Below are 21957 nucleotides of genomic sequence, written 5' to 3'. Positions count from 1 at the left end.
GATCCGAGGGCCGGGACATGCGATGGTTCATCCCCGCCCGCGATAGGGCGCGACGCCTTGGTCGGGCATCCACATGCCCTTGCAATTTGCCGGTCTGTCAGAACACGTCGATCGGAATGCCGCCGCGCGGATACCAGTAGCCGCCGATGCGAAGCCATTTCGGCTTGATCTCGGCGGCAATCTGCTTGCCGATCAAGACCGTGCCCGCGACATGGCATATCGAAGTGAATTCCGGCGCGGTGAAGCAGGCCAGAGAATTGGTGCCGGCTTGCGGATTGGGCAGGCGGTCGAGCTTTGCCTTCTCGAGGTATTAGAGGCCAAGCGTGATCTCGGCCCAGCGCATCACAGTGCTGCCATTGAGGAACTCGATCACGCTGGGCTCGATAGCTACCGGCCGGTCGTGACCGAGTACAGCCGTCGCTGCGATCATATCGCAGCGTTCCCTAAAAACGACCGATATCGCCGTCTTGCCAGGCGGATTACGAGCGTTGAGCGTGTAAGCGCGGCTGCGACCTTCCATCGACGCAATTCTGACTGGACGACTGGTGCCGAGCGGCGAGGCTTCGCCGACGAGAACAATATCTCCCATGCGGTCCACATCATCGTCATCGGCTACGCCAGTCGTGCAATTGCAAAAGCCAATCTTGGCGCGCAGATAAACGTTCACTTCGGCACCACAGTCCGCAGCCCTGCAGCGGAACGCCTTTCCTTTGCCCCACGGATCGTTGGGGAAGGGCCAGGCTATCTCGGTCCATACCGGCGCGGTCGCAGTTGCGGCCGTGTGCCGTGGCAGACCGGACCATGCCAGCACCGCCGCCAGGATACTTCCCAGCGACGCTGCGACAATGGCGACACGACCCACCCTCATTGCACCACCGTTCCAGTTTCTGGTTGGACTAGTTGCTGGCGAGATACTTCTTCGCCGCCGCCAGTTCCGGCCGCTCCGCGTCGGCGTTTGCCGTCAGCGCCATGAGTTGTTGATAGCTCTGTCGCGCCGCAGCCTTGTCACCGAGCGTGTCAGCGGCCTTGGCGGAGCCTGCGTAAGCTTGGAAGCGGTTCGGCTCCTTGGCCTTGGTGGCCTCGAAGGCCGCAAGCGCCTCCTTGGCCAGGTTGCGATCGAGCAGCATGAAGCCGTAAAGCTCGCGCGCCGGCGCCAGCGGGCCTGGCGTGATCACATGCTTTTCGGTCTTGTCCTCAGCGTCCGCTGCAGCGCTCATGGCCTTGAGAGCTTCATCGTATTTGCCCTCCGCGTGAAGCACCCAGGCAGCAGCCACCTGACGCTGGACGTCGACGATCTCCGACCAATAATTATCCTTGGCTTCGCGCAACTTGTCGCGCAATTCTGCGAGCTTTTGGACGTCGGCCTTGGCGGCTTCGGGCTTGCCAGAGCGTGCGGCGCCGATGGCACGGGCGAAGTGTGAGGTTGCCATCGCGAAGTTCAAGCCGCTCGGCCTGACGGGCAGTTGCGAGGCGGCATCCCAGTCACCGCGCTCGATCGCATAGCGGGCCGGCGAAGCCGCCAGCGCGTAGTCGGCGGCCGCGACCGTGGCCTTGAAGTCGGTCTCCCTTGCCATGTCGTCGATGACGGCGCGCGCCTGCTGGTCCTGGGCAAGCTGAAGGTGGGCATAAACCATATAATCCTGGGCGTGCAGATAATTGCCGACCGACTTCTCGGTCTTGGCTGCCTTTACGGAGGCGACGTTGGAGTCGATCGATTCCTTCCAGTACCCGACGCGGGTGTAAATGTGCGACGGCATGTGCTGGGCGTGCGGCGCGGCCGGCGCGATCTTGGCGTAGCGGTTGGCGGCGTCGAGGCCTTTTTGCGCGGTTGCCGGATAATCATAGAGATGGATCAGGTAGTGCGTTACGCCTGGATGCTTCGGCAGCCGTACCGACATTGGCTCCAGAATTGCGGCGCCCTTGGCCTGCTGCGCATAGGTCTTGTCATTCAGGTCCGCCGAGGTGTTGAGCGTAATCGCGTAGGCGATCTGGGCCTCGTCGTCATCTTGATATTTCGCTGCGACTTGCGCTTGGGCATCGCGCAAGGCGCGCATGCGCTGGGCGTGCGGAACTTTGTCGTAATCCGTGTACATCACCATAAGCGCGTCGATATAGTCGCGTTCGCGCTCGGTCTTGGCCCCGATTTCCTTGGCCGTCGTGATGGCGGCAAGGCCGGGCGCGAGGTTCGGCCGCGGGATTGCTGCATGCGGGTTGTCCATCAGTGTAAGCGCGATGCCCCAATATGCCATAGCGCATGTGGGGTCGGCCTTGATGACTTCGTCAAAGATTTCTTTGGCGTTGACGTACCAAAAAGAGTGCTGATAGCGCATCGCGCGATCGAAGCGGCGCTGCGCCACGTCGTTGCAAGAGGTTTTGAAGTGCACGCTACCAAGCTGCTGATCCACATCATCTTGCGCAAACAGCGGCTGAGATGTCGATAGGGCAATAGCCGCGATGGTAAACCCGAGGAGAGACTTCCGCATGGCCTTCCTCCCTTTGTCGCAATTAGAAAAGATTAGATTGCACTATACGACTTTCCTGCGTGTGCTTGAACGAATATGTGGATCGTGGCAGCGCGTCTTACCTTTCGGCCCCTCGAGCTTAAACAGTTCTCGGAGGTCCGCTGCGAGTGCACGCTGCTGATTGTTGCGTGCTTACCCGCGCCCGCGATAGGGCGCGACGCCCTGGTCGGGCACCCACATGCCCTTGGGCAGTTTGCCGGTCTGCCAGAACACGTCGATCGGAATGCCGCCGCGCGGATACCAGTAGCCGCCGATGCGAAGCCATTTCGGCTTGATCTCGGCGGCAATCCGCTTGCCGATCATCACCGTGCAATCCTCGTGGAACGCGCCGTGATTGCGGAAGCTCGCGACATAGAGTTTCAGCGATTTGGATTCCAGGAGCCACTGGCCCGGCACATAGTCGATCACAAGATGCGCGAAATCAGGCTGGCCCGTCACCGGGCAGATCGAGGTGAATTCCGGCGCGGTGAAACGAACCAGATAATTGGTATCCGCTTGCGGATTGGGCACGCGGTCGAGCTGCGCCTTTTCAGGGCTGTCCGGCCATTCCACGGCGCGACCGAGCTGCAATGATTTATTCAAAGATTTTTTGGCCATCATGATCGTCCTTTGCGATGGCTGACATGGACGCAACCAGCGTGGCCGTCAACCGCTAGCGCGAGGCAGGATCTTCCAGAAACCGCACCAGCGCCTGCCGTTCGGCGGCATCCTCGATCCCGCGGATCGACATCCACAACCCCGGAAACATCGCAGCGGGATCGGCGAGGAAGGTCTCCAGGCGCTTTGCATCCCAGCGCAGCCCGTCTTCGCGCGCCTTGCGCAGCACCGGCGAATAGTCGAATTCCGCGGCTCCGCCGACGGCGCGGCCGATCAGGCCTGAAAGATTGGGGCCGGGCAGGCCGCGCTCTGCGGGATCGAGGCTGTGGCAGGCGCGGCAGGGCGTGAACGCCCGCGCGCCGTCTTCCTCCGCGGCGGAGGAAGCGGGCAGGAGAAGGGACAACAGCAGCAGGACGGCGAACGATCTCACGCAGGCGCGACCGTCTGAATCACGACGAGGCGGTCATTGCCGGATTCGCCGCCCCAGGTTTCGCCGGGCCGGCCGTCGAGCTGGCGCACATTCGCGCCCGATTTGTCGCTCGGGAACGCGTTGAACTTTTCCGTCACGGGATCGAAGCGCACGATCGCATTCGCCCCGAAATCGGTGACCCAGACCTTGTCCTTGTCGTCGACATAGACGGCATAGGTGCGCGGATTGCTGCCGGGCAGCTTCCAGGCCTTCCAGGAGCCGTCGGCGGGATCGTGAACCGACACATTGCCGCTGTTCCACTCGCTGACCCAGATGCGACCCTTCGAATCCGACCACACCCGCCGTGCACCCTGATTCGGCGTCGGCGGCTCGACCACGGTCGCATTGCCGGTAGCGGTGTCGATTTTGGCGATGTGGTTGCCTGCGAGCGAGGCGTACCAGATATCGCCCTTCGGCGTGACCGTCATGCCGTAGGTGCCGCGCCCGCGCGGCGACTTGAACACGGCCATGTCGCCCGATTTCGGGTCGAGCCGGCCGTAAATGCCGGATTGGCCGGTGAACCAGTAGATGCCGCCTCTGTCGAACACGGCGGTGTTGAGGTTGGCGTAAGTCTCATTTTCGGGCAGGCGGAACAGCGTCACCTTGTGATCACCGGGATCGACGCGCGCGATCGCGTTCTGTCCGCCCTCGGTCACCCAGGGCGCGCCATCGGGACCGATGATGACGCCATGGGGCGCCGCGCCCTTGCCGAGATCGACCAGTTTGTAGGACCCGTCGCGCGGATCGAGGCGGCCCAGCGTGCCGTTGCGCTGGCCGCAGAACCAGATCGAGCCATCGGGAGCGGGGGTGGTGTCGCGCGAGCCCATGCCTGAGGTGACCGGATAGTATTTGACGCGGAACGGACCTTCCTGGGCGTTCGCGTGGCGCAGGAGGGCGGGCGCAGCGAGGATTCCAGCGGCGGCGGTTCCAAGAAACTTGCGGCGATTCATTGCGTTACCCCGACTTGTGAACGTGAAGGTTTGGACGCTGAGATCAACCTTGAAGCAGTCTATCCTGACCCGCCTCCATAGTTCGGAAAAGGCCACAGCCGAAGCGTTCACATTTGCTTGCTTGCCGTGTAAGACGCCCCCGAAACCTGACCCACCATCCCAGGAAAGTGCAAGACATGACCGCCATCGTCGACATCATTGGCCGCGAAATTCTCGATAGCCGGGGCAATCCCACCGTTGAAGTCGATGTGGTGCTGGAAGACGGCTCGATCGGCCGCGCGGCGGTGCCATCGGGTGCTTCGACCGGCGCCCACGAGGCGGTCGAGCTGCGGGACGGCGACAAGAAGCGCTATCTCGGCAAGGGCGTGCAGAAGGCGGTCGAGGCGGTCAACGGCGAAATCTTCGAGGCGCTGAGCGATCAGGCCGTCGAGGAACAAGTGCAGATCGACCAGATCATGATCGATCTCGACGGTACACCTAACAAGAGCCGGCTCGGCGCCAACGCCATCCTCGGCGTCTCGCTGGCCTGCGCCAAGGCGGCGGCCGAATCCTTCGACATGCCGCTCTATCGCTATGTCGGCGGCACCTCGGCGCGGACGCTGCCGGTGCCGATGATGAACATCATCAACGGCGGCGCGCATGCCGATAATCCGATCGACTTCCAGGAATTCATGATCCTGCCGGTGGGCGCTGCGAGCTTCGCCGAAGCGCTGCGCTGCGGCTCGGAAATCTTCCACACGCTGCGGGGCGAGCTGAAAAAGGCCGGCCACAACACCAATGTCGGCGACGAGGGCGGCTTTGCGCCGAACCTGCCGTCGGCAGACGCCGCGCTCGAATTCGTGGTGAGCGCAATTGGAAAGGCCGGTTACAAGGCGGGCAGCGACGTGATGCTTGGCCTCGATTGCGCGGCAACCGAGTTCTTCAAGGACGGCGCTTACGTCTATAGCGGCGAGAACAAGACGCGCTCGCGCTCCGAGCAGGCGAAATATCTCGCCGATCTCGTCTCGCGTTATCCGATCGTCTCGATCGAGGACGGCATGTCCGAGGACGACATGGATGGCTGGAAGGAATTGACCGATTTGATCGGCAAGAAGTGCCAGCTCGTCGGCGACGACCTGTTCGTCACCAACGTCACGCGGCTTGCCGACGGCATCAAGAACGGCCGCGCCAATTCGATCCTGATCAAGGTCAACCAGATCGGCACGCTGACGGAAACGCTCGCCGCCGTCGAACTGGCGCACAAATACGGCTACACCTCCGTGATGTCGCACCGTTCGGGCGAGACCGAGGACTCCACCATCGCCGATCTCGCGGTCGCCACCAATTGCGGCCAGATCAAAACCGGCTCGCTCGCGCGCTCCGACCGCACCGCCAAGTACAACCAGCTGCTGCGCATCGAGCAGCAGCTCGGCGAGCAGGCGAAATATGCAGGGAAGGCGGCGTTGAAGGCTCTGGCGTAACGCGTCAGCGTATCCAGATATAACCAACACAATCGGGGGAGACGTGCGATGAGCGACGGCAATAGCGGGCTGCAACTGCGTTCGCTGCTCAAGAAGAGCGGCGAACTCGAACTGTCGCTGGTGGATATCCCGACGCCTGAGCCGGCCGACGACGAAGTCGTGGTCCGCGTCGAGGCGACGCCGATCAACCCGTCCGATCTCGGACTCCTGATCGGCCCGGCCGACATGTCGACCGCCAAGGTTTCAGGCAGCACGGACGCTCCCGTGGTCACCGCAAAAATGCCGGAAGCCGCCCTGCGGATGATGGCGGCGCGGCTCGATCAGTCGCTCCCGGTGGGCAATGAAGGCGCCGGCGTCGTGATCAGGACCGGATCCTCGGATGCCGCCAAGGCGCTGATGGGCAAGACTGTCTCGATGATCGGCGGCGCGATGTACTCCCAGTATCGCACCATGAAGGTGCGGGACGTCATGGAGCTGCCATCAGGCACCACGCCGGCCGACGGCGCGTCATGGTTCGTCAACCCGCTGACCGCGCTCGGCATGACCGAGACCATGCGGCGCGAAAATCACAAGGCGCTGGTGCACACCGCAGCCGCGTCGAACCTCGGGCAGATGCTCAACAAGATCTGCATCAAGGACGGCATCGGCCTCGTCAACATCGTGCGCAGCAAGGAGCAGGCGGATATCCTGCACAAGATCGGCGCCAAACATGTCGTCGATTCCACCGCAGATAGCTTCATGGACGATCTGACCAACGCGCTGGTGGAAACCGGCGCAACGATTGCGTTCGACGCCATCGGCGGCGGCAAGCTCGCGGGGCAGATCCTCACCTGCATGGAGATCGCAGCCAACAAGACCGCCAAGGAATACAGCCGCTACGGCTCGAACGTATACAAGCAGGTCTACATCTACGGCAGCCTCGATAACCGTCCGACCGAATTGAGCCGGGCGTTCGGCCTGACCTGGGGCGTCGGCGGCTGGCTCCTGACGCCGTTCCTGCAGAAGATCGGCCCCGCCGAAATCGGCCGGCTGCGCCAGCGCGTCGCGTCCGAACTCAAGACCACCTTTGCCAGCCATTACACGCAAGTGGTGTCGTTGCAGGAGACGCTGCAGCTCTCCAACATCGCGATCTACAACAAGCGCTCCACCGGCGAGAAATTCCTGATCAACCCGAGCAAGGGCTGACCTGCCCGTGTTTATCTGCGCGAACAGGCCGCCCTTCAGGCGGCCTGTTTTTTGTATGGGGAGCAGGGAATTCTCCCGAGCCGGTCATAAAGATAAGTTGATGCACTTGCATCTTTTTGTCGATCTGGCTTAAGTGCGCCCGGCGCTTTTGCTTCACAAGGGATATCCAATGGCCACCCATACCATCGTCACCATCGTCGGCAGTCTTCGCAAAGAGAGCTTTTCGCTCAAGGTCGCCAACGCGCTCGCAAAACTGGCGCCGGCTTCGCTGAAGCTCGACGTCACGACGCTCGGCGATATTTCCTTCTTCAACCAGGATCTGGAAGCCGCACCCCCGGCCGACTGGCTGGCGTTCCGCGAGAAGCTGCAGAAATCGAACGGCGTGCTGTTCGTGACGCCGGAATACAACCGCTCGATCCCCGGCGTATTGAAGAACGCCATCGATGTCGGCTCGCGTCCCTATGGCAAGAGCTCGTTCCTCGGCAAGCCCGTTGGCATCATCAGCAATTCCCCGGGCGCGCTCGGCGGCGTCAACGCGGCCAAGCATTTGCAGAACATCCTGCCGGGTATTGCCGGCCCGATCCTCGGCCAGCCCGAAATCTATCTCAACGGTGTCGGCGACGCTTTCGACGACAAGGGCCAGCTCACCAAGGAAGCGGTGCAGAAGGTGCTGCAGCAATATATCGATGCCTTCGCGGCGTTCATCGAGAAGCAGAACAAGTAACCGCTCTCTCGCCGTCATTGCGAGCGAAGCGAAGCAATCCATAGCGCGGCATAACCGAAAGATGGATTGCTTCCGCCTTCGCTCTTCGAGCTACGGCGGACAAGTCGTCGCTGTCGCTCCCTTGCGCAAACGCTTCGCGTTTGTCGCAGGCAATGACGGGAAGAGGGCGGGGTCCTCGTCGCTCACACCCGCCGTCTTAGGATTCCATTAACCCGACCGTCGCATCTTAGCGCCATGGTCTCCCGCACGCGCCTAAAATCCATTCTGACAGGCCTCGCCCTCTACACGATGGCGGCGCTGATGGTCGGCTATTTCGGTGTCAACGCCTATACCGGCAAATACGGGCTGAACGCGCGCCAGGAACTCGATCAGGAGATCGTCGCGCTGACCTCGGAGCTGGCGCGGCTGAAGCGGGAGCGGGCGCAGGGCGAGCAGCGGGTTTCGCTGTTGCGGTCCAACCGGGTCGATCCTGATATGCTGGACGAGCGCGCGCGCTTCCAGCTCGACTACGCCAATCCGCGGGACCTGATCCGAACCATCAAGCCGAACTGATTGTCAAACCGGTGTCATGGACACCGTCGTCGTTGGCTTGACGTCCGCACGCTGGTCCGCAAATTTCAAAAAAACGCGAAATCGATTTCGAAAATGTCGCGCCGCGCTGCAGTGCGGCATAGCAATATTTTCTCCAGCGCACGCAATCCTTTCACGCCGGTTTGACTTGGGTTAGAGAGGGCTGATCGTCTCTCTCATCCGGATTTGCCATGGCCGCACCCAAGAAAAGCGTCGAAAAGGAATCAGGGCAAAAGGCAAACGCATCCCCACCGGAATTCACCAAGGCACAGGAACTGGCGGCGCTGCGGGATATGCTGCTGATCCGGCGCTTTGAGGAAAAGGCCGGCCAGCTCTACGGCATGGGCGCAATCGGCGGCTTCTGCCATCTCTACATCGGCCAGGAGGCTGTCGTGGTCGGGATGCAGATGGCCCTCAAGCAGGGCGATCAGGTCATAACTGGATACCGCGACCACGGCCACATGCTGGCCTGCGGCATGGACGCCAACGGCGTGATGGCCGAGCTCACCGGTCGTCGCGGCGGCTATTCCAAGGGCAAGGGCGGCTCCATGCACATGTTCAGCATGGAAAAGAATTTCTACGGCGGCCATGGCATCGTCGGCGCCCAGGTCTCGCTCGGGACGGGTCTGGCCTTCGCCAACCGCTACCGCGGCAATGATTTCGTCAGCGTCGCCTATTTCGGCGACGGCGCTTCCAACCAGGGCCAGGTCTACGAAAGCTTCAACATGGCGGAGCTGTGGAAGCTCCCGGTGATCTACGTGATCGAGAACAATCGCTACGCCATGGGCACCTCGGTGACGCGCTCCTCGGCCCTGACCGATTTTTCCAAGCGCGGCGCTTCCTTCAACATTCCGGGCCAGCAGATCGACGGCATGGACGTCCGCGCCGTGAAGGCCGCGGGCGACGAGGCGGTGGCCTGGTGCCGCGCCGGCAAGGGGCCGTTCATCCTGGAAATGCAGACCTACCGCTACCGCGGTCACTCGATGTCGGACCCGGCCAAATACCGGACCCGCGAAGAGGTCGAGAAGATCCGCACCGACCAGGACCCGATCGAGCAGGTTCGCAACCGCCTGTTGGCCGCCAAGGTCAGCGAGCAGGAATTGAAGGCCATCGACGCCGAGGTGCGCGAGATCGTCAACGCGTCGGCGGATTTCGCCCAGCGCGATCCCGAGCCCGATGCGTCCGAGCTCTGGACCGACGTCTACAGGTAATTCAACAAATATATCGCAAAAGCGGGACCGGTTTTGCGACTCTGGCTACGTTCCAACCAAACGAGCGCAGAACCAACTGACGAGTGATTTCGGGAGCCGATATGCCCATTCAAGTGCTGATGCCTGCGCTGTCGCCCACCATGGAAAAGGGCAACCTTGCGAAGTGGCTGAAGAAGGAAGGCGAGACGATCAAGTCGGGCGATGTCATCGCCGAGATCGAGACCGACAAGGCGACGATGGAAGTCGAGGCGACCGACGAGGGCACGCTCGGTAGGATATTGATCCCCGAAGGCACCGCCGACGTCGCCGTCAATACGCCGATCGCGACCATTTTGTCCGACGGCGAGAGCGCCGCCGATCTCGGCAAGGCGCCCGCCGCGGCGCCCAATGTTGCGAAGGAAGTCGAGGAATCCCGCTCGCCGGTCGGCGAGGGCAAGCCGATGATTTCGGCACCGCCATCCGCCCCGGCCGCAGTCGTCGCGGAGCCCGATCCGGAAGTCCCTGCCGGCACCGAGATGATCACCCAGACCATCCGCGAAGCGCTGCGCGATGCGATGGCCGAGGAGATGCGTCGCGACGGCGACGTGTTCGTGATGGGCGAAGAGGTCGCCGAGTATCAGGGCGCCTACAAGGTGACACAGGGCCTGCTACAGGAGTTTGGCGCGCGGCGCGTGATCGACACCCCGATCACCGAGCACGGTTTTGCCGGCGTCGGCGTTGGTGCTGCGATGTCAGGGCTGAAGCCGATCGTCGAATTCATGACGTTCAACTTCGCCATGCAGGCGATCGACCAGATCATCAACTCCGCGGCCAAGACGCTGTACATGTCGGGCGGCCAGATGGGCTGCTCGATCGTGTTCCGCGGACCCAACGGTGCGGCCGCCCGCGTCGCCGCCCAGCACAGCCAGGATTACTCGGCGTGGTACTCGCAGATTCCGGGGTTGAAGGTGATCGCACCGTTCTCGGCCGCCGATTACAAGGGCCTCTTGAAAGCTGCGATCCGCGATCCCAACCCGGTCATCTTCCTCGAAAACGAGGTTTTGTACGGCCACACCGGCGAGGTACCGAAACTCGACGATTACGTGATCCCGATCGGCAAGGCGCGGATCGTGCGATCGGGCAAGGACGTGACGCTGATCTCGTGGTCGAACGGCATGACCTATGCGCTGAAGGCTGCCGATGAACTCGCCAAGGAGGGCATCGAGGCCGAGGTGATCGACTTGCGCACGCTGCGCCCGATGGACACCGAGACCATCATTGCATCCGTGAAGAAGACCGGTCGCGCGGTTACGGTGGAAGAGGGCTGGCAGCAGTCTGGCGTCGGCGCCGAGATCGCCGCCCGCATCATGGAGCACGCCTTCGACTATCTGGATGCGCCGGTGGCGCGGGTCTCCGGCAAGGACGTGCCGATGCCCTATGCGGCAAACCTCGAAAAGCTCGCATTGCCCAACGTGGCCGAGGTGGTCGCGGCCGCCAAAGCCGTTGCCTATCGGTAGGTCGATATGGCCGGTCCCAACGAACAGCCGTTGCCGCCCGACGTCATCGGCCGCGAGGACGCCGTCGAAGTGCTGCGCGCGTTCGTCGTCGATGGCGGGCTCTCGATCGCGTTCCAGCGCGCATTCGAGGAGCCTGACTTGTGGGGCATGCTTCTGGTCGATATCGCGCGCCACGCTGCCCGCGCCTATGCGCGCGAGAGCGGTTACACCGAAGACGAGGCGCTGACGCGTATCGTCGACATGTTCGAAGCCGAGATCAACCGGCCGACCGATATGGGCTCAACCACGCCCCGGTCGCAACAGGGTCACTGACAATGCCGATCAACATTTTGATGCCCGCGCTGTCGCCCACGATGGAAAAGGGCAACCTTGCCAAGTGGCTCAAGAAAGAGGGCGACAAGGTCAAATCCGGCGACGTGATCGCGGAGATCGAGACCGACAAGGCGACCATGGAAGTCGAAGCGGTCGACGAGGGCACGATTGCAAAAATCCTGGTGCCCGAGGGCACGCAGGACGTGCCGGTCAACGATATCATCGCGGTCCTGGCCGGCGACGGCGAGGACGTGAAGGCAGCAGGGGCCGCGCCGGCACCAAAGGCCGCCGAAGCGCCTGCCGCAAAACCGGCAGCCGCACCGGCACCTGCCGCCGCGCCCGCGCCAAAACCCGCGGCAACCGGGCCGACGCAGGCCGCGGCGCCGCAGGCGGCGGCTTCCGCTTCGCAGGGCAACGGCCACGCCCGCATCTTCTCGTCGCCGCTCGCCCGCCGTCTCGCCAAGGACGCCAGCATCGATCTGTCGCGCATCACCGGCTCCGGCCCGCATGGCCGCGTCGTTGCGCGCGACGTCGAAGGCGCGAAATCCGGCAAGGGCCTGAAGGCTCCGGCTGCAGCGCCCGCGGGCGGCCCGAGCATTGCACCGTCGATGTCGGACAAGCAGATCCTCGCTTTGTTCGAGGAGGGCTCCTACGAAATCGTGCCGCATGACGGCATGCGCCGCACGATTGCGCAAAGGCTCACCGCATCGGTGCAGACCGTGCCGGTGTTCTACCTGACGATGGACTGCGACATCGGCAAGCTCCTGGTTGCCCGGGAGGAGATCAATGCCGCAGCACCGAAGGACAAGGAAAAGAAGCCGCTCTACAAGCTCTCGGTCAACGACTTCGTCATCAAGGCGATGGCGGTCGCGCTGCAGCGGATTCCCAACTGCAACGTGAGCTGGACCGAAGGCGGCATGCTCAAGCACAAGCATTCCGACATCGGCGTGGCCGTCGCGATGCCCGGCGGCCTGATTACGCCGATCATCCGCAAGGCCGAAACCAAGACGCTGTCGGCGATTTCCGCCGAGATGAAGGATTATGCGGCGCGCGCCCGCGCCCGCAAACTGAAGCCGGAAGAATATCAGGGCGGCACCACCGCGGTGTCGAACCTCGGCATGTACGGCATCAATCACTTCACCGCCGTGATCAACCCGCCGCAGGCGACGATCCTCGCCGTTGGCACCAGCGAGGAGCGCCCCGTGGTGCGCGCCGGCAAGATCGAGATCGCGCAGATGATGAGCGTCACGCTGTCCTGCGATCACCGCGCCATCGACGGCGCGCTCGGCGCCGAACTGATCGGCGCCTTCAAGCAGCTGATCGAAAACCCCGTGATGATGATGGTCTAATTTGGCCGTACCAGATTGGTGGACGAATGTCTGACAAGCCGTTGCTCTCCCAGGGCGCAGACTTACTAACAGCGCTTGCGCCCTTCAGTTGGCCAGTGGTTCTTGTAGGTGGCGTTTATCTTCTGCGCGACAGACTGCAGGAAATTGTGACCATAGTTTTGCGACGAATAGAGTCGGCTACGGATATCGAATTTGGATCGTTGAGACTTAAGGGCGCGACCATCACCCTGAGCGGCGAGGTGCTCAAGAATGAAAGCGGAGCACTAAGGCTCGACTCGGCCCTCAAGGCGGATGTTGCTAGACGAGATCGGGTGTATTCCTCGCGCAATAACCTAATGCTCGTACATACGATCAAGCCTGTTGAGCCAGCTAGGTTTGAGGAAAATAAGTACCGCGTTTTTGGAGTGTCTGTCTTTCTTCATTCACACAGGCAGCGTGGACGTTTTAACGACGTGAAGCGAGTTACTTACTTTCTGGGAGAGCATTGGGGTAACGCGGATCAAGACTTTGGGGCGAAGTACGTAATCGAGAACGGAAACGAACAATTTGCCATGACAGCAGAGATGTATGGCTCTTGCCTATGCATGGCCGAGATTGAACTCCACGACGGAACAAAGATAGAAATGGACCGGTATCTCGATGTAGAGATGGCCCCCTTATTCGGGATTCCGCTTTCGAAGGCGCGCGAATAATTCGAGCGGAGGATATCGTGACGCGTCAAGGATATCTCGAATGGCGTTCTGGCTGATGGTTCCCACTTTTATCCACGCATGGATCGCGCATGCAATCCGCGTGCTCGGTCTCCTCTGTTCTTCGGTTTAAGCGGAGCCTTCATGGCCGACACATCCTTCGACGTCATCATCATCGGCTCCGGCCCAGGCGGCTACGTCACCGCGATCCGCGCCGCCCAGCTCGGTTTCAAGACCGCGATCGTCGAGAAATCCTATCTCGGCGGCATCTGCCTGAACTGGGGCTGCATCCCGACCAAGGCGCTGCTGCGCTCGGCGGAAATCTACCATTACATGCAGCACGCCAAGGATTACGGGCTTTCCGCCGAGAAAGTCTCGTTCGATCCCAAGGCCGTGGTGGCGCGCTCGCGGGGCGTTTCAAAACGCCTCAATGACGGCGTCGGCTTCCTGATGAAGAAGAACAAGATCACGGTGATCTGGGGCGACGCATCGATTGATGCGCCCGGCAAGGTCACGGTGAAGAAGTCCCAGGTTGAAGCGCCGAAGGGCGCGCTGGGCGAGGGTGCCTATCAGGCCAAGCATATCATCCTTGCCACCGGCGCGCGGCCGCGCGTGCTGCCGGGACTGGAGCCCGACAAGAAACTGGTCTGGACCTATTTCGAGGCGATGGTGCCGGAGCGGATGCCGAAATCGCTGCTGGTAGTGGGCTCGGGCGCGATCGGCATCGAGTTCGCTTCGTTCTTCCACACCATGGGGGCCGATGTTACTGTGGTCGAGGTGCTGCCGCAGATCCTCCCTGTTGAGGACGCGGAAATCGCCGGTCTCGCCCGCAAGCAATTTGAAAAGCAGGGCATCAAGATCCTCAGCAACACCAAAGTCACAAAACTCGAGAAGAAGGCCGACAGCGTCGTCGCCACCATCGACGACGGCAAGAAGCCGCAGACGGTCGAGTTCGAGCGGGTCATCTCGGCGGTCGGCGTGGTCGGCAACATCGAAGGCCTCGGGCTGGAGAAGGTCGGCGTCAAGACCGATCGTGGCGTGGTCGTGATCGACGGCTACGGCAAGACCAACGTTCCCGGCATCTACGCCATCGGCGACGTCGCAGGTCCCCCGATGCTGGCGCACAAGGCCGAGCATGAAGGCGTGGTTTGCATCGAAGCCATCAAGGGGCTGCATCCGCATGCCATAGACAAGAACCTCATTCCGGGCTGCACCTATTGCCATCCGCAGATCGCTTCCGTCGGTCTGACCGAGGCCCGGGCGAAAGAGGGCGGCCGCGAAATCCGCGTCGGCCGCTTCCCGTTCGTCGGCAATGGCAAGGCGATTGCGCTCGGCGAGGATCAGGGCCTGATCAAGGTGATCTTCGACAAGAAGACCGGGCAATTGCTTGGCGCGCACATGATCGGTGCCGAAGTGACCGAGCTGATCCAGGGCTACGTGGTCGCCATGAACCTGGAGACCACGGAAGAAGAACTGATGCACACGATATTCCCGCATCCGACCCTGTCGGAGATGATGAAGGAAGCCGTGCTGGATGCTTATGGGCGCGTGCTGAATATGTAAGGCGTGATCCCACCGGTCGCGCCCAACAAGAAACGAAAGAGCAATCCGTGAAAGACAACGACAATCTGACCATCGAACGTCCGACGTTCGTGACCCATCTCGAATGCGCGATGGAAGGCGATCATTATCCTGCCGACGAGATCCACAACCTCTCCAAGGCCGGCAAGCCGCTGCTGGTGCGCTATGACCTCGCAGGCGTGAAGAAGGCGCTAACCAAGGACGCGCTGTCGCAACGGCCCGCCGACATGTGGCGCTACCGCGAATTGCTGCCGGTCCGAAAAGTCTCCGATATCGTCAGCCTCGGCGAAGTCACGACGCCGCTCATTCGCCTGCCGAAGCTTGCAAAGAAGCTCGGCGGCGGGGAGATCATCGTAAAAGATGAAGGTCGGCTGCCGACCGGTTCGTTCAAGGCCCGCGGCCTCGTGATGGCGGTGTCGATGGGCAAGGCGCTCGGCATCAAGCACATGGCGATGCCGACCAACGGCAATGCGGGCGCGGCGCTCGCAGCCTACGCCACCTCCTGCGGCATCAAGACCACGATCTTCTGCCCGGCCGATACGCCGGAAGTGAACGTCAGCGAGATCGAGCTGCAGGGCGCCACCGTCTATCGCGTCAACGGCCTGATCGACGATTGCGGCAAGATCGTCGGCGAGGGCAAAGCAAAAGCCGGCTGGTTCGACACTTCGACGCTGAAGGAGCCGTACCGGATCGAAGGCAAGAAGACGATGGGCCTCGAACTCGCCGAACAGCTCGGCTGGGAGGTGCCCGACGTGATCTTCTATCCGACTGGCGGCGGCACCGGTTTGATCGGCATGTGGAAGGCTTTTGCCGAACTCGAGGCCATCGGCTTCATCGGCTCGAAGCGCCCGCGGATGGTGGCGGTGCAGGCCTCGGGCTGTGCGCCGATGGTGCGCGCCTTCGAGAACGGCAGCGAGCACGCGCCGCGCTGGGAAGATGCCCACACCATAGCATCAGGCATTCGCGTGCCGCAGGCGGTCGGAGATTTTCTGATCCTTCGCGCGGTCCGCGAGAGCAAGGGATTTGCGATCGCGGTGCCGGATGAGAAGATTTCTGCTGCGCTCAACGAAGTGGCGCGCGAAGAGGGCTTGTTGTTGTGTCCGGAGGGGGCGGCGACGTATGCTGCCTACCAGCAAAGCCTTGCCGACGGCCGCGTGACGAAAAACGATCGCGTCATGCTGTTCAATTGTGCGACAGGGCTTAAATATCCGCTGCCGCCGGTCACGCGTACGCTCGATCGACACAAGCCGATCGACTACGCAAAGCTCTGACTGTCGCGCGGCGGGATGTGATGGGAGCATGAGATGCGAAAGATCATTCTGGCCGCGGCTGCAGTGTTGGCATTCGGCGGCTTCGCGGCCGCGCAAAACTTTCCATCGCGTCCCATCACGATCATTGTGCCGTTCTCCGCCGGCGGCCCGTCGGATGCGATGGCGAGAATTCTCGCCGAGCGCATGAAGGTCTCGCTCGGCGAGCAGGTCCTGGTCGAGAACGTGACAGGGGCGGGCGGATCGGTCGGGGTCGGCCGCGCGGTGCGCTCGCCGGCTGACGGTTACGCGATCAGTTTCGGCCATCTCGGCACCCACGTTGCCAACGGCGCGATCTACAAGCTCGGCTATGATCTCGTCACCGATCTCGAGCCGGTCGCGTTGCTGCCGAGCAACCCGATGATCATCGTCAGCAAGAACGCGGTCCCGGCGAAATCCCTGAAGGAATTCATCGCTTGGCTGAAGGCGCAGCCAGCGCCGCCGACGGCGGGCACCGCTGGTGCCGGTTCCGGAAGCCACATCGCCGGGCTCTATTTCGAGAACGTCGCCGGCGTCAAGCTGCAATACGTGCCGTATCGCGGCACCGGACCTGCGATGAACGATCTCGTCGCCGGCCAGATCGATCTGATCGTCGACCAGACCTCGAATTCGATCGGGCAAGTGCGCGCCGGCAACATCCGCGCCTATGCCATCACCGATTCCAAGCGCGTGGAATCCGCGTCCGACATTCCGACCGTCGACGAGGCGGGGTTGCCGGGATTCCACATGACGCTGTGGTCCGGCCTTTGGGTGCCCAAGGGCACGCCAAAGGACGTCGTCGCAAAGCTGAATGCCGCGGCGGTTGACGCTCTGAATGATCCGGCCGTGCGCAAGCAGCTCGAAAACCTCGGTCTGCAGATGCCGTCAAAGGACAAGCTCACGCCGGACGCGCTCGGCGCCTGGCAGAAGACCGAGATCGAAAAATGGTGGCCGATGATCAAAGCCGCCAACGTGAAGGTGGATTGAGCCGCCGCTTCACCGGCCGGCAGCCGCCTGGGCGGCTGGTAGCGGTGCCGCGTTCGTCTCCCGCGTCACGGCGCGCGGGTCGGTCTTCGACGCCACCGCGGTGTCGTTGCCAAACCGCACGCGGTAGACCGCCAAATTCTCCATCACCCGCTGGACATAGTTCCGCGTCTCCGAAAACGGAATCCGCTCGACCCAGTCGACCGCGTCGACCGTGGGGTCACGCGGATCGCCATGGGCCTTGACCCAGTCCCGCACCCGGCCCCGGCCGGCATTGTAGCCGGCAAAGGTCATGATGTGATTGCCCTTGTATTCGCTCAGCAGCGCGCTCAGTTCGGCGGCGCCCATTTGCGTGTTGTAGACCGGGTCGGAAACCATGCGGTCCCAGTCATAGCTGATGCCAAAGCGCTTGGCGGTATCGCGTGCCGCTTCCGGCGTCACCTGCATCAGGCCGACCGCATCCGCCGTAGACTTGTCGCGCTGGTCGAACGCGCTCTCCGTGCGCGCCACCGAATAAATCATGCCGTGCTCGATTTCGGGGGCGAGCTGGCGGTGCGGCGGAATCCCGATGGTGGGAAAGGCATAATGGTCGAGCGGCAGTCCGCGGCCGAGGGAGGGCTTCCCGACCTGCAGCATCGCGCGGGCGTCGTTGCGGCGGCCGGTGAGCTCGCCGAGCGCTTCGAGCAGGGCAACATCAGAGCTTTGTTCGCCGAGATCAGCGGCAAAATAGAGCACGACATCGCGTTCGCCGATCTCGTAGAGCATGTCGGCGGCGCGCACGCGTTCGTCCGTGGCCGAAGCATCGGCGGAGGCGAGAACGGGCGAGGGCGCGCGCAGTTCGATCTGGTCACGGCCGAGCCTGGCGCGCGCCAGCTGGCCGTAATAGGCGGTCGGGTAGCGGGCGGCCGCCTCATAGCTCGCACGCATCGCATCCGTCTGGCCAAGAGCTTCGGCCGCGCGTCCGCGCCAGTAGTGCGCCCGCGCCAGCACGGTCGGATTGACCTGTCCCTCATCGATGCGGGCGAAATGCCGGGCCGCGGTGGCGGGGTCGTCAAGGTAGCGCAGGGCGATCCAGCCGCACATGAAGTGGAAGTCGGACCGGTAGTATTCATTGGCCGGCAGCGCGGCGGGGCGGATCACCTGATAGGCGGTCTGGAATTTGCCCTGATCGAGCAGCTTGCGCGCGAGCCAACGCCGCTCGCGCCACCATTGATCGGTGTCCTGCAGCGCCATGGTCTCGGGTGCCGCGGCCAGCATCAGGCGGGCCGCGTCGTCGATGCGGTCTTGGGCGAGCATCCACTGGATGCGGCAAAGGGTGTACCCGAGATCCTGCCGTGCCTCGGCTGCGACATCGTCGAGCGCATCCAGCGCCTTGTCCGCTTTTGCCCTGACCGCGGCACAGGCCTTCACGATCGCAAGCTCGTCGTCGCCGAGGCGCTTTGCGGCGCGCTTCGCGCCGGCGAGGTCTTTGGCGCCGATGCGCTTGTCCATACGCGCACGGTGGTCATCGCGGTTAACAAGATCGCGGAACATCTCGAGCGCTACGGTCTCCAGGCGCTCCGACAATTCGTCCGATCGCCACGCGTCGCGCACCAGCCGAGCCGCGCCGTCCCGATCACCCTCTGCGAGCAGCACGCGCGCCAGCGCCAACTTGCCCTTGGCATAGGTGGGCCGATCGCCGGTGAAGCCGCGGACCGTTGCCGCATCGCTGCGCTCCTCCCACAGCCGCGCTTCTGCGCGCCGGCGCAGCAACGGCGTGCTCGGCCATTCCGGATTAGCGGCGATGAACGCCGCGTAGCGGCCGAAAGTTGCTGTCGTCGCCGGGTGGCGCAGGGTGAACCATTCGACGAGCTTTTGCGCCGCCGGATCCGCGATCCTGTTCCTGATGTCCGTCGCCTCTTGGGTCTTTGCCTTGCGCGCGAGATCGATGGCTTCCTTCACCAGCGCAAGATCGCCCGTCAGCGGAGCGACGGCCTCCATGGGAGCAGGCGAAGCCTTCGATGGCTTCGGCTTGCGTTGTGCGGAAGTGTGTTTGGCGTGCCGGCGTTTCCCGGACGCAGCGCTGCGATGAGGATGAGCCTCCTTCACGTGCGACTTCCTGGTCGCTTCGTGCGCCTTCTGGGTGTGTGGCTTATGGCTGGCCCGCGCGGTCGCATCCGTCGAGAAGAGGGCGAGCCCAGCTACCGTGAAAAAACAAGACAGCGAGCGTATGCACCGGTTCATTCCATGGTCCCCTGCGAAACCCACTTCACAAACGCTGTCAAAGCCAAGAGATCGCATCAAGAGATCACATGATGCGTGCGGCCCTGACCTGTTCGAAAGATGCCACAACCCTCGATTTGCAATTGTCACTTCAAGGCAACAAACGCGTGCAAAATGAGGCGAATGGGAATGGAACCCAACATTTCCCGGCGTAGCGCCGCGCGGGCGTGTGAAATAAGAAGCTTTAAGGCTTACGCCATCGATAGCGCGTGGCATCGATTGGCCGCTGCGCGCACGTGGAGAAGCGAATATCGCCATCTTAGCCAGGACGAGCCAACGGGTCGCGCGAATGCGCGCCCGGCGACGAGCGCAACTGCGCTCGCGCAGTGATGACAGGCTTCGCAACATCCGGGATCTTTGAAGCTTCCCGCATATCGCCGCGTTCATGCGGGCTACGTGATCGATAACTAGCGGCGCGTGAGCAATGGGACCCATCCACGCAGTCCAGCGCCCGGTGACGATTGAATCGACACCGGACGCTGGAGGACAAGGGCCGGGAGGCGGCCCTTGTCCGTGATCGTGTCTTGTTGTTTTCGGCTTACCCGTACATGGCCATGTTGGCCATCGCCGTCGATTCATTGTGATGGCCGCCGTCGGTGCCGCCACCGGCCAGTACGCCGTCGTCCTCCAGATCGAAGTGCGCTCCACCGAGCTCGCCGACCTTCTCGTAAGCGCCGTACACCGTCTGGGTAACGGCGATATCGCTTTGCTTCACCAAATTGCCGTAGACGGTGATGGTGCCGAGCAGATCCTCGTCATGGGCGCCGGCATTGCCTTGCTGGCTGATGACGGTGATCACGCTGTAGTCGTTTCTGCCGTCGCCATTGCTGTCCTTGTGCTGGATCGACTGCACCTCGCCGGTGTGCGCCGAGATTTCGATCTTGTCGCCCTGGGCGCGATTGAAGTCGCGGATCACGTCGTTGCCCATGCCGTCAACCCAGTGATCGTGGGTGGCGTTGTTCTCGCCGGTAACGCCGACCCAGTCGATGGTGCCGTCGGCATTGACGTGTTTGGCGACGATCTCGTCCTTGGCGTTCACCATCATTTCGAAGCGGAAGGTGTCAGCACCGCTGCCGCCGGTGAGGGTATCGTTCACCGCCTTGAACGCAGCAGTTTCAGCACCGAAGATCTGCGTCGTGCCGTCCTGGGCTGCGACCATCTCGCCGGCGTCCGACCGGCTGAGCAGGACGTCGTTGCCGGTGCCGCCATCCATCCGGTCGGCGCCGAAGCCGCCGACCAGAAGGTCGGTGCCGGAGCCGCCCAAGAGGTTGTCGTTACCCGAGCCGCCCCACACCTTGTCGTCGCCGGAGCCGGCATTGAGCGTGTCGTTACCGGCCATGCCGGCGAGCGTGTCGGCTTTGGCGCCCGCGTACAGGGTGTTGTTGCCTGTCGTCCCGTTCATATGATCATGGTCGGCACTGCCGCCCGTAAACCTCGCGAGGAAATCCTCGAAGTTGTTATTGTTGAGGAAGCCGTTCAGATTGAAGCGTGCCATTATTCAAACCTCTTACTCAGAGGCCTCACGGAGTACAAACGACCACCACGGATTTTGGGAATCGTGAAGTGATGCGCGCGGGCAAGACGTGAGGCGTGACTCCTCACCCGCATCGAAGGAAGAACAGCAAAACGGGTCCGTGACTGGACGTGCGCGCGGCGGATTTGCGCAGGCTAGGGGCAATACGGTGACGCGAAAGGCATTCGTGCGGTCGGCCCTTCAACGCATGCCTCAATTCCGGCGGCGATCAAAAACGTCTGCGACAAATCGCGTACGACGTTGTTCTGTCTTGCGTATGAAAGATAAGTCCGCTGTCCGCGCGCGTGCCGCGGGCTGCATCATCGCGTGACGAAAACGCGCGCAAAAAGTGCCGGCCGCACAAAAATGTCGCGATCCCTTTCGAGCGCGATGGATTTAAGGCGTCGTAGCTTCGGAGAGCGTAATGGCGGCGATCGCAAGATCAGGCGCCACAAAGTTCGTGCGAATCGTGTTGTCCGATTCTCGGCAACGCTCGGGCCGTTCCTAAATTCAGTCTGGTCGCGCGATGACGTGCGAGGCGATTCTCGCGTTGTAGAAACTCAGTTGCCGATCGCCCTCAGGTTGTGACCGGCTGGGAGGCCCGGACGCTTCCGAGGGTGGGTTTGCGGAGTGGGCAGTGCTCCGGCTTCAAATAAGCCCGAATAATGGTTGCCTCTCGGCCACGATTGTTGCGTGACCGCAACAGTAGGCGAACATTTGGTTAACCGCCCCGCCTGCCTCTTGCTTGCGCCGCTTTTTAGCCACACCCCTCCATGAAACCATTTCTTTCATAGCTG

The 21957-nt window shown here is 62.4% G+C and carries 19 protein-coding genes and 2 pseudogenes; 12 read left to right on the top strand and 9 right to left on the bottom strand.

The annotated features are described in order from the left end of the window. Positions 1–27: 27 nt before the first annotated feature. The 7 genes and pseudogenes from IVB22_RS41790 to IVB22_RS00130 form a co-directional block, all read right to left on the bottom strand. Positions 28–202 (bottom strand): annotated as a pseudogene (locus IVB22_RS41790) (NADPH-dependent 7-cyano-7-deazaguanine reductase QueF); the annotation flags it as partial. A gap of 12 nt (positions 203–214) precedes the next feature. Continuing rightward, positions 215–338, bottom strand: a pseudogene (locus IVB22_RS41785) (NADPH-dependent 7-cyano-7-deazaguanine reductase QueF); the annotation flags it as partial. Continuing rightward, positions 311–868, bottom strand: a complete 558-nt coding sequence (locus IVB22_RS00150) for a hypothetical protein (protein WP_247515323.1) — start codon at positions 866–868, stop codon at positions 311–313. The pseudogene IVB22_RS41785 and the gene IVB22_RS00150, both read right to left, overlap by 28 nt. A gap of 28 nt (positions 869–896) precedes the next feature. After that, positions 897–2483, bottom strand: coding sequence for a M48 family metallopeptidase (locus IVB22_RS00145; RefSeq protein WP_247515322.1), 1587 nt, complete (start codon positions 2481–2483; stop codon positions 897–899). Positions 2484–2654: 171 nt separating this feature from the next. Continuing rightward, a complete protein-coding gene (gene queF / locus IVB22_RS00140) occupies positions 2655–3119 on the bottom strand; it encodes a preQ(1) synthase (RefSeq protein WP_247515321.1) in 465 nt (154 codons plus the stop codon). Between the two features lie 55 nt (positions 3120–3174). Then, the gene (locus IVB22_RS00135; RefSeq protein WP_247515320.1) at positions 3175–3549 is read right to left on the bottom strand and encodes a cytochrome c family protein; all 375 of its coding nucleotides are present in this window, start codon (positions 3547–3549) and stop codon (positions 3175–3177) included. Further along, positions 3546–4538, bottom strand: coding sequence for a lyase (locus IVB22_RS00130; RefSeq protein ID WP_247515319.1), 993 nt, complete (start codon positions 4536–4538; stop codon positions 3546–3548). The genes IVB22_RS00135 and IVB22_RS00130 overlap by 4 nt, the downstream gene beginning before the upstream one ends. A gap of 176 nt (positions 4539–4714) precedes the next feature. Between IVB22_RS00130 and eno the strand changes: the two genes are divergently transcribed. The 12 genes from eno (at position 4715) to IVB22_RS00070 (ending at position 17388) form a co-directional block, all read left to right on the top strand. Beyond that, on the top strand, positions 4715–5998 hold the full coding sequence (eno, locus tag IVB22_RS00125; RefSeq protein WP_247515318.1) for a phosphopyruvate hydratase: 1284 nt from the start codon (positions 4715–4717) through the stop codon (positions 5996–5998). Between the two features lie 48 nt (positions 5999–6046). After that, positions 6047–7183, top strand: coding sequence for a zinc-binding dehydrogenase (locus tag IVB22_RS00120; RefSeq protein WP_247515317.1), 1137 nt, complete (start codon positions 6047–6049; stop codon positions 7181–7183). Between the two features lie 169 nt (positions 7184–7352). Continuing rightward, the gene (locus tag IVB22_RS00115) at positions 7353–7907 is read left to right on the top strand and encodes an NADPH-dependent FMN reductase (protein WP_247515316.1); all 555 of its coding nucleotides are present in this window, start codon (positions 7353–7355) and stop codon (positions 7905–7907) included. A gap of 234 nt (positions 7908–8141) precedes the next feature. Further along, positions 8142–8459, top strand: coding sequence for a septum formation initiator family protein (locus tag IVB22_RS00110; RefSeq protein ID WP_247515315.1), 318 nt, complete (start codon positions 8142–8144; stop codon positions 8457–8459). A gap of 209 nt (positions 8460–8668) precedes the next feature. Then, positions 8669–9688 (top strand): pyruvate dehydrogenase (acetyl-transferring) E1 component subunit alpha, encoded by a 1020-nt coding sequence (pdhA, locus tag IVB22_RS00105; RefSeq protein WP_247515314.1) that lies wholly within the window; start codon positions 8669–8671, stop codon positions 9686–9688. Positions 9689–9789: 101 nt separating this feature from the next. After that, entirely contained in the window at positions 9790–11184 is a 1395-nt protein-coding gene (locus IVB22_RS00100; RefSeq protein ID WP_247515313.1) for a pyruvate dehydrogenase complex E1 component subunit beta, read from the top strand. 6 nt (positions 11185–11190) lie between these two features. Continuing rightward, the gene (locus tag IVB22_RS00095) at positions 11191–11496 is read left to right on the top strand and encodes a DUF5076 domain-containing protein (RefSeq protein WP_247515312.1); all 306 of its coding nucleotides are present in this window, start codon (positions 11191–11193) and stop codon (positions 11494–11496) included. Positions 11497–11498: 2 nt separating this feature from the next. After that, a complete protein-coding gene (locus IVB22_RS00090) occupies positions 11499–12845 on the top strand; it encodes a pyruvate dehydrogenase complex dihydrolipoamide acetyltransferase (protein WP_247515311.1) in 1347 nt (448 codons plus the stop codon). 26 nt (positions 12846–12871) lie between these two features. Further along, positions 12872–13537, top strand: coding sequence for a pYEATS domain-containing protein (locus IVB22_RS00085; RefSeq protein WP_247515310.1), 666 nt, complete (start codon positions 12872–12874; stop codon positions 13535–13537). A gap of 141 nt (positions 13538–13678) precedes the next feature. Then, complete coding sequence (lpdA, locus tag IVB22_RS00080; RefSeq protein WP_247515309.1) at positions 13679–15097, top strand: dihydrolipoyl dehydrogenase; 1419 nt, start codon at positions 13679–13681, stop codon at positions 15095–15097. A gap of 47 nt (positions 15098–15144) precedes the next feature. Beyond that, positions 15145–16386 carry a threonine synthase gene (locus IVB22_RS00075; protein WP_247515308.1) on the top strand — a complete coding sequence of 414 codons (1242 nt, stop codon included), beginning with the start codon at positions 15145–15147 and terminating at the stop codon, positions 16384–16386. 33 nt (positions 16387–16419) lie between these two features. After that, positions 16420–17388, top strand: a complete 969-nt coding sequence (locus IVB22_RS00070; RefSeq protein WP_247515307.1) for a tripartite tricarboxylate transporter substrate binding protein BugD — start codon at positions 16420–16422, stop codon at positions 17386–17388. Between the two features lie 9 nt (positions 17389–17397). On the opposite strand, the gene IVB22_RS00065 is transcribed toward IVB22_RS00070, so the two are convergent. Both IVB22_RS00065 and IVB22_RS00060 read right to left on the bottom strand, forming a co-directional pair. Beyond that, positions 17398–19608 (bottom strand): lytic transglycosylase domain-containing protein, encoded by a 2211-nt coding sequence (locus tag IVB22_RS00065; protein WP_247515306.1) that lies wholly within the window; start codon positions 19606–19608, stop codon positions 17398–17400. A 577-nt stretch (positions 19609–20185) separates the two neighbouring features. Beyond that, positions 20186–21142, bottom strand: a complete 957-nt coding sequence (locus IVB22_RS00060) for a calcium-binding protein (protein ID WP_247515305.1) — start codon at positions 21140–21142, stop codon at positions 20186–20188. Positions 21143–21957: the final 815 nt, after the last annotated feature.

The organism is Bradyrhizobium sp. 190, assembly GCF_023073415.1.
Taxonomy (GTDB): domain Bacteria; phylum Pseudomonadota; class Alphaproteobacteria; order Rhizobiales; family Xanthobacteraceae; genus Bradyrhizobium.
Note: the sequence above shows the minus strand (reverse complement) of the source record. Positions and strands in the feature narration are given on the sequence as shown.